The sequence below is a fragment of the Methanosarcina spelaei genome (assembly GCF_002287235.1).
Classification (GTDB): Archaea; Halobacteriota; Methanosarcinia; order Methanosarcinales; family Methanosarcinaceae; genus Methanosarcina; species Methanosarcina spelaei.
On the sequence record NZ_LMVP01000032.1, the window covers coordinates 1 to 14,453 of the forward strand.

Below are 14,453 nucleotides of genomic sequence, written 5' to 3' on the forward strand. Positions count from 1 at the left end.
TCAGGAAAAGCACCATTAAACGTTAAATTTACTGACACAAGCACAGGAACACCTGCTGCATGGAAATGGAGTTTTGGAGATGGAACAAGTTCAACCCAGCAGAATCCAGTTCACAAGTATTCCAAAGCAGGAACATATACTGTTATTTTAACAGTAAAGAATGCTGTAGGCAGCAACACGGTAACAAAAACAGATTATATAAAAGTGACAGAAAAGCCGGTTGCTGAATTCTCTGCAACTACTATTTCAGGAAAAATGCCGTTGACGGTTGCTTTTACTGATAAAAGTACTGGAACACCGACTAAATGGAAATGGAGTTTTGGAGACGGGGCATCGTCCACAATCCAGAGTCCAAAGCATAAGTATTCCAAAGCAGGGAGTTATACAGTGACATTGACGGCAACAAATGCCGCAGGCAGTAGTACGGCAACAAAAACCGATTATATAAAAGTGACAACAAATACAAAATAAGAGATATAATCTGAAAGCAAATACACCCTTAAATTGAAAAACGATAAAAAAGATCAGGACTAAAGAGGAGTGGGGGTAATTGATCAACTCTATTTACATTCTTTTCTTTTTCCTTCTTTCTTTTTACTTTTGTACGAATTGTTTCCTTGATTTCGCTTTTTCAATCTCGCAACTCCGGACAATGATCCCGGAGGAAAGATTTCAATTCGGAGACTGTTAATATTGGAGGAACATTAATTCCCTGTTTTTGAAGGTCAAAGCAAAGCCTTGAAAGGAGGGGAGGGATGATTCCAGCCTCATTCAGTTTATCCGCGCTTAAGAATACTTTTGCTGTTGGTCCGTCCAGCAGGACTCTCCCCTGCTTCATCACTACAATCCTTTCAGCATACTCGGCTACAAGCTCCATGTCATGTGTTATGAGAATAACCGTTTTCCCAAGTTTTTTCAGTTCCTTGATCTTATCAAGGAACTTAAGTATGTGTCCTCTGTCCTGCCCTGTTGTAGGTTCGTCCAGGACAAGAAGGTCCGGCTCGAGGGCAAGAATGGAAGCTACTGCCAGGCGCTGTCGTTGCCCTCTTGAGAGAGAATGGGGGTGCCTATTTTTATAAGACGAAAGTTCCATCGTTTCCAGGGATTCATTTACCAGTTTTTCAATTCTCTCTTTGGGAATACCAATGTTCTCGAGTCCAAAACGAACTTCTTTAATTACACTATCCATAAATATCTGCGAATCTGGATTCTGGAAAAGATACCCAACTTTTTTTGATAACTGAGCTGTCGAATACCTCTCTATATCTTTTCCATTAAGAAGGATTCTTCCACTGGAAGGTCTGCAAAATCCTATTAAGTGGCCTGCCAGAGTTGTCTTTCCAGCTCCGTTGTGTCCAAGAAGAGCAAGAAACTCTCCATTTTTGATATCCAGATTAATATCTTTGAGGATTTCCGGACCATCTTCAAACCTGTAGCAGAGGTTCTCTATTCGTACAAAGGGTAAATTTTCCTCTGAGGGTAAAAGAGAACTGAAAGTTTCAATAGAACTGAAAGTTTCAACAGAACTGGAAGTTTCAATGGAACTGGAAGTTTCGATAGAACAACTGGAAGTTTCATGTATTTGCTCTATCTGGCTTTCAAATTGGCTTGCAGGTATTTGCAGGAGTTTAGCAAGTCGATTCAGAACGTTTTCATAGGATGGAACTATTGAAGCTTCAGAGTCCATTCCCAGCAGATGAGCAACTTCAGTAAGTTGAGGGGGATGAATTCCGAGTTTTTTAAGTGTTTCTTCTTCACGGCACAGGATTTCGAAAGGTTTTCCATCAAAGATAAATCTGCCTTTGTCCATAACAAGCATACGGTCTGCTATTTCGAAAACTGAGTCGAGTTTGTGTTCTATTAGAATAAGGGTTGTTTGCTTTTCCTCATTTAGTCTTTTTAGTAGCTCAAGAACCTCCTGAGTGCCTGTAGGGTCAAGATCCGATGTCGGTTCATCAAGAACCAGGATATCAGGCTCCATTGCTAGGTTTCCTCCTATTGCAGTCCTCTGTTTTTCTCCCCCTGAGAGTGTGAAAATGAAGTGATTACTAAGTTTCTCCAGTCTAACTGCTTTAAGAGCTTTTTCTACGCGGGATAGTACCTCAGTTCTGGGTAAGCCCAAATTTTCAGGCCCAAAAGAAATATCTTCAGCTACTGTCATACAAAACAATTGGGTTTCCGGGTTCTGGAACACCATTCCAACTTCAAGAGCCAGCTTCCTGATTTTTTCATTTTTAAGATCTTTTCCCTGAAGTAAAACACGCCCGGAAAAACTTCCTCCTGATATTTCTGGAATCAGCCTGTTAAAGCAGCGGACAAGAGTACTTTTCCCACAACCGCTGGGACCCACAAGTAGCACAAATTCCCCTTTTTTAAGTTCAAGATTTACGTCCGAAAGTACCTGGGAATCTGAGTGAGGGTAGCTGTATGTGAGGTTTTCAAGCTTGATATGTGCAGTTCCCAAGCCAACTGAAACTTTTTCAGGTAAGGAATCCATACGATCTGCCTCTTGATTATACCATTAAGCTTAAATTTATTATAGAAAGTAAGAAATAGTTTAATTATAATTTATTTTTGTGTGAATAATTTTCATGGAGGATCCATGTTTGAAAAGTCTTTTTCGCTATGAACAAAAAGATAGCCTGCTTCACAGGCTTGACCCGAGAGTTAAATTATTCTGGCTCTTTGGAATATCGGTGCTAAGTGTTGTGTTCGGGACTCCGGATCTATTGGCAATATTATTCATATCAACTTTACCTTTCTGGTTCGTGTTAAAACCCTCAAAAAGCAGGATAAAGGCAATAATTATTATCTTCATGAGTGTTCTATTGAGTTTTACAATATCGCAGGCTCTTTTTTATTATTGGGCTAAAGATCCGTTGTTTACTCTCGTTCCATCGTCTTTCCCATTAGTGGGACCTCTTACAGGAGGAATCTATTTCTATGCAGACGGAGCCGTCTATGGACTATATCAGTCTTTCCGCGTTATGGCTTCTCTAAGTGCTGCTATGCTTGTTATTGCCACAACTCATCCCGGAATGCTTATCAACGCATTTGTTCGCTTTTTCGAAATTCGGATCGCAGGGAAAAGTTATAGAATAGGTATTCCATATGAAATTGCATTTATGGTATCCTCTGCGGTCAGCTTTGCTCCTACAATGCTCGAAGAAAGCGGCATAATCCTGAACGCAATGCAAGCAAGAGGGCTTGAGCTTAAAGGTGACATCCGCAGAAAAGCAAAAGCCCTGAAATATATCCTTGTTCCTCTTGTAGTTAATATACTCCGGGCAGGAAGAAAACTTGCCATTGCTGCCGATACACGAGGCTTTCGAGCAAACAGGCACAGGACCTATGTAAACGAACTCAAATTAAAAAGGAATGATTACATCTTCTTGATATATACAATCCTTTTAACGTCAGGTGGACTTTATCTGAGCTACATTGGTTTCGGGGGTACCGTACCTGTTTGATGAAGAATACCTGAAGAATAGGGAGCACAGTCTCTTTCAACCCTTTTTCTGTCTATGCCCTGCAACCAGTTTACCTACGGTTAAAAAGACAAGGGCATAATCAAATCCAAATCCTGGGGTCTTGCTCGCTTCATTTCCGGAAGTCTCCTGAGTTTTGCCGGTTTCATCCGATTTTCCGGAACTTTCTTCAGAAGCCTGGGTTGCTTCTTCTGCCTGTGGATCTTTTTCAATCACTAAGAAGGCCCCTGAAGGTACCACATAGTCTCCTATGGCCTGGAAAAGGATGCTATTTTCTCCAGATTTCAGGTAGCTTGTGATATCCCTCATATCGGTATCAAGGTCAGGATAAGGTTCTCCATCGGTAATCCCGGGAAATTTTTGATCGTTTATCAGGAGAGCGTTATCATTCCAGTTTCCGGATTGAGCAATCGTCCAGAGGGTTGCACTGCGGACAGGGAGCTGCAAGGTAGGCTTGAGCATTTCACACATTGTCTCATTAGAGGTCGCATAATAAAGCGGGTTGCCGTTCTCATCCACCTGAGAATTGAGTTCGTCAGCTCCTTCATTGATCCAGTACTCGATGTCTTTTCCTTTAGGGTCCGTATAAACTATTAGCAAACCTACACCGTCAATACAAACAAAAGATGCATCAGGGCCTGTGTTTTCAATCTCAGTGCTACAAGTACCCGAACCGTTTACAAGATCAGTTATGTTATAAGCCCAGGTGCCTGTAGGATAATCATAGATGCCCCAGCCTTTCCTGTCACTGTATTCTTTTTCAGGTGTAAGTTCTTTTCCGTTAAATCTCACTTTCATCTCAGGGTACCTGCCAGTGACACCTTCGGCACTCCAGGTCCAGTAATTATAAAGCCTTGCGAATTTTACTGTCGATCCTTCGGGAAGATCGATATTATGTGTTACGGAGTATACGTCTCCGGGATAGACCTTCCCACTGTAATAACTGCTTCCAACACTATAATAGAGACCTCCGTTAATCGAGTCATGTATGTATGTTTCAAGTGGCTTGTCTGCTATGTATCCGTTTTTCTCGGGGGTCTGGGCCAGGGCAGGCATGGAAAGCAAACAACATAGTCCTGCTATCACGCAAAGTAACCTTACCAGCCGGTTAAATTTATTTCCTTCCTGGCTGAGTCTTATTATTCTTATTTTATGTTCGCTATTTGCCTTATGATCTTCATTTATTCCCCAAATTTTCCTCATTTTATATATCTTCTTTTGATCTCCTTTTTGATCTCTTTTTTGATTTCCTTTTTGATCTCTTTTTTGATTTCCTTTTTGATTTCCTTTTTGATCTCCTTTTTGATTTCCTCTTTGATTTCCTTTTTGTTCTACTCCTCTAGTCTTCATATCCTATCTTTCCACCTGCAAAATTTGCCATTATTTCTGCTATTCTGCATTTTCATCTTCCTTTCTTAGCTATCTTTCATTTCAGTTTCACATAGATCCTGCTCATCTACTGTTTCTATCATGGGCTAGAGTAAAATCTGAATCCATATCCTCCTTATCATAAGTTTACTCCAAGTTTGAGGTTCCATTGGACTATTTCAAAACGGGATTGTAAGGCATTCTTCAAAATATAGACGTCGATTCGAATGCATGGAAGATTGTTTAAAATGAAACATTGTTTAAAATGGAATCTCGTTTAGAGTTAAATATTATTTAAAACGAAACACCGTTTAATTCTTCCCATGTTCTTAATATTATGACTTAGTAGATAGCTAATAACTTTGAGTATATAATTTTTGTTAAAAAATCATTAATCAATATGTTAATATGGCAACAATTAGTACTATTTTTAAGTTATTATGATTTTATGCCAAAACTAAAATTAAAGTTTAAAACTTCAAAAAAAAGATTATTGATCCTTTAAACATTAAAAAACTTCAAAATTGATTTCAATTTATCTTTTATAGTATTAAAACGATCAATTTATCAAAATAAAGTGTATTTATTGTTGAAAATTTAGCCATCTATGCAGGTTAAGTTTGAATGTAAATATTGATTATAATAATCTTTATTAAAATTATCTATTATTATAATTATTCATACAAAATAGAAAAGTAGTAATATTTAATAATCTTTAAGTTTTTGTAAATATTCAATTATGAGACAAATTTGTCATATTAATTCTACGAACTTGTCATATTAATTCTACGAACTTAAAGAAATCTACCCAAAAATGAAATCAGAAACTTACCAGGCTTCTCTCAAAGTTGAGACTTTACTCTGGTGTGAAAGTGAGCGGATATGAAAACAGGAATTACGAAAATAGTTATATTGTTTGTCTTTTTGCTCTCATTGCTAATTTCAATTCCTCTTTCAGGAGCCAGCTACTCTTTTGAAGGTATACCTCTAACTCCGGATGCTCAGGGTACTTTCCGAGGAGAAGTATACATAGACGGAGGGCATGGACTTACATTTCCTCCCTATTCCCAAAACTTTAACGTTCCGGATGGTACTGTCCGCTGGGCTCGCCTGTATGTTGGAGTTTGGGGAGGCACGGAAAATTACGAAGGATGGCTCCGGCCTGAGTTTAACGGGCAAAAGCTTGAGCAGTTACCGCTTGCTGGTGTTAATGATGAAAGCAAAAACGTATACTGTGCAGGCCATGGAGTTTACTGGGTTTCTTATGATGTGAGCAATGTTACAAAAAATGGTGAAAATATTGTGAACATCCTTACGAGCAAGGGAGAGCCAGGAAACAAGCTGGATGGAAGGGTATATGGTGCAGTGCTTGCCGTGGGATGTGAGAACGAAAAAGCACCTGAAGTTTCCTACCAGCTCCTGAGCGGAAACGTAAATCTTCACGGGAAAGGCTGGAGCGGTACCCTGGCAAATTCTAATGACAGAGCAAATGTTAATTTCAGCTGCGGACAGGCTTTGAATAACAAGGATACTGCAAATCTTTCAGTAGTATACCTTACAGGATCAAAGGGCCTGCCTGATTATCTTGAATTTAATGGAAAGATGCTTGGAACCTCACCCAAAAACCTCTCTGAAAAGTATGGAGAAAAAGTTAGAGACATTGCTGATGAGACAAGTAATGATGCATCCGGAAATGAAGGTTCTCCTTCCAGATATTTTGATATAGAAAGTTTTGATGTGCTTGATTATTTGCAGGATAATAACTCAGCAACCTTTGTGAGGGGAATTGACCTGAATGGGGATGGGGATATTGATGACAAGGAAGGAGAGGACTACCTGCACCCCGTACTTGCAGCCCTGGTTTTGAGCTCAAAGGATAAGGCATCTGTTCTTCCAGACCTTTATCCTGAGATGAATATCTCTGAAGAAGAGCTGGTTGATGGAATGCCGGCAAAAATCTCTTTCACAATAAACAATCCTGGGAGAATTTATGATCAGAACTGCACTATGAGCTTCAAGGTAGATGGAAGTGAGGTTTCAACTTTCCCAGTCCATATGGAAGCTTCCGGAGTGTATAGTTCTTCTTTTTCATGGTCTGCAATCAAAGGAAAGCACCTGCTTGAACTCTCTTTAAACCCGGAAAACAGTATACAAGAGTCAGACAAGAAAAATAATGTTTGTGCACTAAATATAAGTGTCAAGTCAAAGCCAGAACTTTCGGTTTCCCTTGGAGATCCTGTAAAAATAGAGGCACAGAAAGAAGTCGCATCTTCCTCTATAGTTTTTCTTTCTTTCCTCTCTATTTTAGGCTTTAGGAGAAAAAAACCATATCTACTACTTTTACTTGCGGTACTTATAATACTGGCTTTAAGTGGCTGTATTGAGGAATCCCATGTAGCGGAGAAAACTGCCTACTCTATCCCGGTAAAGATTATTAATAACGGAGAAGCTTCAGCTCGGAACTTCCATGTAAATATCTCTCTTGATGGAAAAAGTGCCACTGTATTGAATATCCCGGAAATTGCAGGCCAAAAAACAATCGTGAACGATATACGGGTTGAAACCGTGGGTGGGGAGCACACCTTAAGAGCGAAAGTCGACGAGCATAACCATATTGTTGAGTCGGATGAGGATAATAATGAATTTGAAGTCAGTTGCAATTTTGCTTAATCTCCTGCTGCTCATAGTCCCAGCTTCAGCCTCGTATGCCGGAGATAAACCCTTGCAGACCGTCATCCATGATGAGCACCATGGAGGCCTTGATTTTTCTCTCGGAGATAGTAAATATAGTGGTGAGCTTACATACAACAAAAGTTATATGGTTAACTTTAGTGTTAATCCTCCTGCAGGGAGTTCTATTAAGGTTGCAAAAGCTTACGTTTACTGGGTCTGGAGCAAAAAAGATCTGGAAGGCATATATCCGCAATTCAATGCTTCCCTTACAAGCTCAGGAACTACTGTACCCCTGCCTGAAGGGCACATGTATACGGATACCAAGGGATTTGTGTCAAGGTATGATTATTTCTCGGGGATGAACACATGTGACCTTAGCGGGAAGATTTCCAAACCCGGAAGTTATTCCATTTCACTGGCAAATACGGACAAAAACGGAAGTACCTTTTGCGTACAGGGTATCGGGCTTCTCCTCGTCTACGAGGACCCGGAATCACCGATTATCGAGTACTGGATTGGTGAAGGTTGTGATATGCTGTATGCTGATTATGGAATTACTCCGGAAGTAGCAACAACAACTACTTATTTTAAAGGTGATATTAACCTCGATAATGTTACGGATGCACGCTTGATAACTGTTTCACCTTCAGGAGGATACAGTTCGGGCAGAGAAGCCAGGAATAAGCTTTTTTTTAATGAGAAGACCAGTAGTATTCCGGTCCTTGGAGATATTATCCAGCTTCTGTTCGGAAGTGGTAAAAGCTGGGAGAATGCATACCAGACAAATGAGACTGTCCAGGTAGCTCTTGATGAGAAGCCGGTAGCAGATTATCTAGAACCGGCTGAGAATTTTGCTATCATTCAGGACAAAGGAGATTATCTTCTGGCAACAAATGCGATACTTGTGCTTAAGTTTAAAGAGTCCGAATCCTCTGAAAAGATGAGTAGCTAATGTCTTTTAGGAAAGGGATAATAAATGAATATTGTTGAAACCAGAGACCTGTCAAAGTTTTATACTTTTGATTCCGGAATGCGTGTAGAGGCTCTCAGGGGAGTAAATGTGGAAATTGAAGAAGGGGAATTTGTTTCCTTTATGGGCGCTTCCGGATCCGGCAAGTCTACTTTACTTAATATTATCGGCTGCCTTGACCAGCCTACTTCTGGCAGTGTTTTTATAGAAGGTACCGAAGTTGACTACAGAAACTCTTCTCACCTTGTCCGACTACACAGACAGACGATAGGTTTTGTATTCCAGGCTTTCAATTTAATATCTACAATGAACGCCCTTGAAAATGTCTGCTATCCGATGCATTTTAATCGGATCAACCGTTCCCAACAAAAACAGAGAGCAACTGAACTTCTTGACCTGGTTGAACTTGGAGATAGAATGTCTCACCTGCCCTCGGAGTTATCTGGAGGAGAACAGCAAAGAGTGGCCATAGCCAGGGCTCTTGCAAATAACCCCAGGCTTATTCTGGCCGACGAGCCTACCGGAAACCTTGATTCGGTTACTGGGAAAAAAATCACAAATCTCATGAAAGATATAAATAGAGAACAGAAGATTAGTTTTGTCGTTGCAACCCACTCCCCTGAAATGGCCAGAGTTGCAGATAAGGTTGTGAAGTTAAGTGATGGTGAACTCACTTCCTGAGATTTTTAATGAGAGTTTTAATTATAGAAAAGCCTCTTTTAACTGCAAGGTACTTGAGGTTTGTTCAAGGGCAATCTCAAAACTTTTAAAATTTATAAATAAGTTTTGTACCCTTTTTTGAAATAATTTCCAAAAAGATTCTTATCTCCAACTTTAATGACATGTTATGAAACTTAAAGAGAGTAGAGTCTTCTACTTTTATCCATCATTCTTCAGATACTAGTTTTACTTACCTCAATCTTTTCATTTATCTGTTCATTCATCTGTTCATTCATCTGTTCATTCATCTGTTTATTCACTTTTTTGCTGGATCTCACTACTTATATAATGGATTAATAAGAAGTACCGCTGACTTTTCGTGAAAACAAACAGTATATGCCAAAAGTTATATGTCTTTATATCTAATCACATATGTAGCGAATACACTACATATGTTGTAGATCAGATATTTACGGTTAATTGTAGGTTACAAACAAAAGAAAAATATGCGTGAAGGTGTAAAAATGAGAAAAGCGATTATAGCAATTATCCTGGGAATACTGTTTATAGGGATTTCCGGAGCAGCGGTGGTCAGTGCGGTTGCTTCGGATAACGCAGGGACGAATTACGGTTTTGGATCAATGCACAGGTGGGCTGCAAGACACATGGACTCTGGCTCATGTTACGGGAACTTCTCCAATTGCCCTTACTTCAATTCAAGTAATACTTCGGAACTCGAAGTCAAGACCGTAGATGAAGCACTCGAAATCGCAAAAACAAAAATCGACAGCAACGTTTCCAAAGAGGACATATCTCAGATGCGTCGCTGGTGGATTGTTTCCTATCAGGATGAGGACGGGGTTTACAGGCAGGCAAGAATTGATGCCGTCAGCGGTGAAGTATTTACCGATTATCCTGTTTGCACAGGAGCACAGACAGGCAGCAGATATGGGAGAGGTCAGGGCTATTGCAGAACATATGCCTGTTGATAGCAATAGCGTTTCAATATTTTTTTGAGTATTGAATCCATTTCCTAGCATTCTTCTTTTATTTATTTTCTCAGGTTAATTTTCATTTATGGATTAATTCTTTAAGTTACAGGTTAATTCTTCAATCTACAGGTTAATTCTTCAGTTTACTAGTATCCTCTTCAAATTCGATGGAGAATTTTTCCAACTCAAAAAATATTCCACAAATTCATCGTACAGTTATAAAGTTGAGTGCATCGGTTGAAGCTGTTTCTCAAACTTAATTAGATATTTAATATTTCAACAAATACATGAAATTTACTTTTACCCATACAATTTGAAGAGGATACGTTTATTACCCTTTTACCAAAGTCTCTAATAAATTCTTACATTTGCGTACATTTTGCCGGATATTCTTTTATATTTATGGCAGCAATATCTGAGAAATAAAGTCGGTTGAATAAGAAAAGCCGATAATCTTAAGAATATTTGTTATTTTCGAGGTGGAAAGCTTGAACGGCATGGGATATGGCATAACTGGTTCCTTCTGGGGATTTCTCCTGAATCTTCTAATCATTCTTCTTATAGTGGGTGTGGCGGTAGTGCTGCTGAACAGATCCGGGTACACAGCTCCGAGGGATAATGAGCGAATTATTAAAATGGAAAGAGATATCGAAGAAATCAAAAAAACAGTAGAAGATATAAAATCCAAGTTGGAAGAAATCTAAAGCTTTATGTCTATACAGGCTCTGAAAATCATCCAGGCCAGGTGCAACCAAAAGTATGCGAGGACATTCAAGATGGCAAAATCACTTCAACAAATAGTGGATATTGGCGAGGCACTCTCTCATCCCGTAAGGCTTAAACTGCTTTACATGCTGGCTGAAAGGGAGAGGTATGTATACGAACTCGCTAAGGACCTGAACCTCTCAAGGCAGGTAGTAAACTTGCATTTAAAACGCCTGGAGAAAGCCGGATTTGTTGAAAGTGACCTCAGACTTGAAGATGATGATCTTAGGGCCAAGAAGTTTTATCGATTAAAGGAGTTTGATTTTTCTCTCGGGATGGAAGACCTGAAGCAGATTTTCAAGTGAAGCCGGACTCCTGATTTCTATATGGGTTTCTATATTTTTCGTTTTGTTCAGATACTTTTACTGCCAGAATAATTATTTAAGTCTCAGCCTTTTGAGTTTCATGTTTGGGAAATTCTCAATAGAAATATATTCAGGCGCACCATAATACTCTTGGGGATTGGTATGGTTAGTGCGATTGGTGAGAGTTCGGAGCTTTCAGAGGTTGTTCTCAAAGAAATACTTGATTTGTATAAGGACATAAGGAAACTCTCTGATGAAGAGATCCTTTCCAGCTCTTCGGACAAATCCAAAAAACTGTTTCTGAAGCTGGATGCTTTAATTACCCAGGATCTGGATAGTTGTGTAGTTTCTATTCTCCTGAATAAACAGGAGCTGGAACCAATTTTCGTTAACCTGAACCGGTTCAGGAATTTATATACTGTGAAGCTGGAAACCGGATATGCAAAGGAAGTTCTTGCGAGCCAATCTCCCTGGGACGTCCTTGAGGAATTTCCCTTTTACAAAAATTACCTCAAGCTGGTCCGGACAGAATACGAGGGTTTCGGGCTAAAAGCCGGAGACAGAATTTTTTTCCTCGGGAGCGGACCCCTTCCCCTTACGCTTATCGTTTTCTTTAAATATTATGGGGTAAAAGGCACAGGGATAGAGCAGAACCCTGAAAGGGCAAAGCTTTCAACGGAATTGCTTGATAAGCTCGGGCTTTCTAAAGAGATCACTATACTCAACGGGACCCATTACTCTATGAACCCAATAGATTTTCTTGACCCTGATACAAGGATAAGGGCTCTTGTAATAGCTGCTCAGGCTGAACCTAAAAAAGAAATTCTCGATTATTTACTGACAGTAATGCCGGCAGGCTGCAGAATTTCTCACCGGGTCTACGAAAAAGGCTTAATGAAACTTTTAAACCGGGACTTTCTGCTTGATTTGCCTGAAGGGTACAGGGAATATAAGAGAATTCGGCCCGAACCTCCCGCATATAATACAGTCATCTTTCTGGAAAAAAAGAGTAATTACTCCGGAATTCCGGAGTACTAAACAGATTATTAAAAGACTATTAAAAGACTATTTAAAATACAAAGGCTATTAATAATCTATTAATAATCTATTTATTATCTAACAAGTATATTAATCGCCCATTTTAATGATTACTTTTCCTTTATCGGTACCTGAATTTCAGTCATAAGTTCTTCTTCAGGAACTTCTGCAGGGTCATTGAAATACAATTCCCTGCTCGGGCTCAGGGTTTCCAGGTTCTTTTCCCTGGCATACGAGAAAATCTGGCTGAAACCGGCTTCGACTCCAGGATATGGTCCGCGATAGATAGCTGAGATGGCTTTTATAGCAGGTAGGGTTTTTATTTCCATTTTGGAATCTTCTACTGAAATCCTGCCAGAGACCGGCAGAGCAATCTCGATGTCAGCTTCAGTTTCTTTGTATTCTTCACCATGGTAGAGAAACATAATAGGGCCCGTAACCTTTACATGATTTCGCTGGTTTTCAGGACTCTTAACGCATGAGCAGATCTCACCGATAAGTTTTCCAATAGTTACTACAAAAGTTCCTTCTTCACGTTTGCTTATTACTCGCATCTCGGGTACTTCTTTTATAATGGGTTCTGTAATAGACATTTTGAATAACTCCATAACTTTTCCATTGTGTTTGCAGGCGCCCTGCAAGATCCCTTCGATCCTTTGCAGCTGTCCGATTTCCAGCCGGGTTTGCTCAAGTTTCTTCCTGAAACCTGCTTCTATATACTCAAGGTCTCCTGTGTTTTCCGCATCAAGAAACAGGGAAATTTCTTCCAGGGAAAATCCGAGGAAGCACAGGGTTTTGATTTTCATTCCCTTCTCCAGCTGGGAAACGGTATAGTACCTGTATCCCGTAAAAGGGTCCTTTGCTTCCGGAACAAGCAGCCCTTTCCGGTCATAGAGCCTGAGTGCTTTTTGCGAGAGGCGGGTCATGAAAGAAAACTTACCGATTGGAATTTGATCTACTGAAGACATCTTGCTCAAGCCAGTAATTGTCCTGAAGTTAGATAAACAACCTCACTTTTCCCCAGGGGAGACTTAATGTAAGAACAGAAAATCGTGCATGGTTACATAACATCTTATAAGTTAAATATCTTATAAGTTACATAATATCTAATAAGTTACATAATATCTTATAAAGTTCATTAAATTATATTTCGTTTAAAAGTATTTTTGATATGACTTCTTTAATGTAATTTATGATCTTACTGGTGCTGGAATTGGAGAAAAGTTGGGTATTATCTATCAATATTCTATCCAATAGAAGAATCTCCTGGAGGTTATTCTTTCTTCGAACCTGTTTTCCTTCACTTCTGGTCTCTGGCAACTTCTTATTTGTTTTCCTTGTAGAATTAACTGCATGTAGGACTAATAGTTTGTCAGGCGGGATTTTTTGGCTTGCCGTTCGTGACCTTGCTCACCCTATATGCCCAAACCAGATGCCTGCCTCTTCTGTAATTGGATTAGAATGCAGTCAGTTGTTTTAGGAAAAGCAATGGATTTGTAGGAGTCTTCTTAGCTGCTTTTACGGTAAATTATAGCAATAAACACCAAAGAGTTGCTTATAGTTCATGTATCTAGCAAGTACCAAAGACTTCAAGCAAGTACTAAAGGCTTAAGCAGGTTAAAGGCTTAAGCAAGTACCAAAGACTTCAGGAAACAAGTCTGAAAAGGTAGGAAAATCGATATTCCTACATCTATAAGAAAAATGGCCGCATATATTGTATGCCTAATGAATCTGTATTCTTAAAGTCAGGAGTGAGAATCGAACTCACATAATTCCGGGTTGCAGCCGGAAGCATAGCCACTCTGCCATCCTGACATATATCCGGTTTAGATACATAACATGACTGATCCTGTTAAAATATCAAATATAATAAGTAAATAAATAGATAGTTGTTTATAATCATATTTATATTTATATTTATATTTATATCTTATAAATGAGGATCTCAAATTAGCTTTTAAAATCTCTAATCTAATTTGATACCTACTTCTTTAAAAGTATCTCCCAAATGAATTCTTATCTCCAACCTTGTTTTGCATTTCTGTGAATACCAGTAGTTGATATGCTATGAAACTCAAGAGAGAGTAGAGTTTTCTACTCTGGTTTCCTACTCTTCTGATATCGAACTTTACTGTACCTTTAATATGTCCATGTATCTTTTCACATTCAGCTCTCTTTTTATACTGATCATCAA

12 protein-coding genes and 1 pseudogene are annotated in these 14,453 nt (G+C 39.2%); 9 read left to right on the forward strand and 4 right to left on the reverse strand.

The window, feature by feature from the left end; genetic code table 11:
- Positions 1 to 471: PKD domain-containing protein (locus ASJ81_RS02775; protein WP_141241570.1), on the forward strand; the 471-nt coding region annotated here is incomplete at its 5' end.
- 160 nt (positions 472 to 631) lie between these two features.
- Here the strand turns inward: ASJ81_RS02775 and ASJ81_RS02780 are convergent.
- Entirely contained in the window at positions 632 to 2,497 is a 1,866-nt protein-coding gene (locus ASJ81_RS02780; RefSeq protein WP_095643145.1) for an ABC transporter ATP-binding protein, read from the reverse strand.
- Between the two features lie 109 nt (positions 2,498 to 2,606).
- Between ASJ81_RS02780 and ASJ81_RS02785 the strand changes: the two genes are divergently transcribed.
- Positions 2,607 to 3,470 (forward strand): energy-coupling factor transporter transmembrane component T family protein, encoded by an 864-nt coding sequence (locus ASJ81_RS02785; protein WP_095643146.1) that lies wholly within the window; start codon positions 2,607 to 2,609, stop codon positions 3,468 to 3,470.
- A 36-nt stretch (positions 3,471 to 3,506) separates the two neighbouring features.
- Here the strand turns inward: ASJ81_RS02785 and ASJ81_RS02790 are convergent, their stop codons facing one another.
- Positions 3,507 to 4,838: a DUF3344 domain-containing protein gene (locus ASJ81_RS02790; RefSeq protein ID WP_245859734.1), complete on the reverse strand. Its 1,332-nt coding sequence runs from the start codon at positions 4,836 to 4,838 to the stop codon at positions 3,507 to 3,509.
- Between the two features lie 900 nt (positions 4,839 to 5,738).
- Between ASJ81_RS02790 and ASJ81_RS02795 the strand changes: the two genes are divergently transcribed.
- The 7 genes from ASJ81_RS02795 (at position 5,739) to ASJ81_RS02825 (ending at position 12,259) form a co-directional block, all read left to right on the forward strand.
- Positions 5,739 to 7,526 carry a CARDB domain-containing protein gene (locus ASJ81_RS02795; protein ID WP_095643147.1) on the forward strand — a complete coding sequence of 596 codons (1,788 nt, stop codon included), beginning with the start codon at positions 5,739 to 5,741 and terminating at the stop codon, positions 7,524 to 7,526.
- Positions 7,495 to 8,481 carry a DUF3344 domain-containing protein gene (locus tag ASJ81_RS02800; protein WP_245859735.1) on the forward strand — a complete coding sequence of 329 codons (987 nt, stop codon included), beginning with the start codon at positions 7,495 to 7,497 and terminating at the stop codon, positions 8,479 to 8,481. Before ASJ81_RS02795 ends, ASJ81_RS02800 begins: the two co-directional genes overlap by 32 nt.
- A 24-nt stretch (positions 8,482 to 8,505) precedes the next feature.
- Positions 8,506 to 9,180: an ABC transporter ATP-binding protein gene (locus tag ASJ81_RS02805; protein ID WP_095643149.1), complete on the forward strand. Its 675-nt coding sequence runs from the start codon at positions 8,506 to 8,508 to the stop codon at positions 9,178 to 9,180.
- A 503-nt stretch (positions 9,181 to 9,683) separates the two neighbouring features.
- Positions 9,684 to 10,148 carry a PepSY domain-containing protein gene (locus tag ASJ81_RS02810; protein ID WP_095643150.1) on the forward strand — a complete coding sequence of 155 codons (465 nt, stop codon included), beginning with the start codon at positions 9,684 to 9,686 and terminating at the stop codon, positions 10,146 to 10,148.
- Positions 10,149 to 10,648: 500 nt separating this feature from the next.
- Complete coding sequence (locus ASJ81_RS02815) at positions 10,649 to 10,855, forward strand: hypothetical protein (protein WP_394339130.1); 207 nt, start codon at positions 10,649 to 10,651, stop codon at positions 10,853 to 10,855.
- A gap of 72 nt (positions 10,856 to 10,927) precedes the next feature.
- On the forward strand, positions 10,928 to 11,221 hold the full coding sequence (locus ASJ81_RS02820) for an ArsR/SmtB family transcription factor (RefSeq protein WP_095643152.1): 294 nt from the start codon (positions 10,928 to 10,930) through the stop codon (positions 11,219 to 11,221).
- A 162-nt stretch (positions 11,222 to 11,383) separates the two neighbouring features.
- Positions 11,384 to 12,259 carry a nicotianamine synthase family protein gene (locus ASJ81_RS02825; protein WP_095643153.1) on the forward strand — a complete coding sequence of 292 codons (876 nt, stop codon included), beginning with the start codon at positions 11,384 to 11,386 and terminating at the stop codon, positions 12,257 to 12,259.
- 110 nt (positions 12,260 to 12,369) lie between these two features.
- Here ASJ81_RS02825 and ASJ81_RS02830 read toward each other — a convergent pair whose 3' ends face one another.
- Positions 12,370 to 13,227, reverse strand: a complete 858-nt coding sequence (locus tag ASJ81_RS02830) for a MerR family transcriptional regulator (protein ID WP_245859736.1) — start codon at positions 13,225 to 13,227, stop codon at positions 12,370 to 12,372.
- Between the two features lie 1,023 nt (positions 13,228 to 14,250).
- A pseudogene (locus tag ASJ81_RS23175) lies at positions 14,251 to 14,453 on the reverse strand (ISNCY family transposase); the annotation flags it as partial.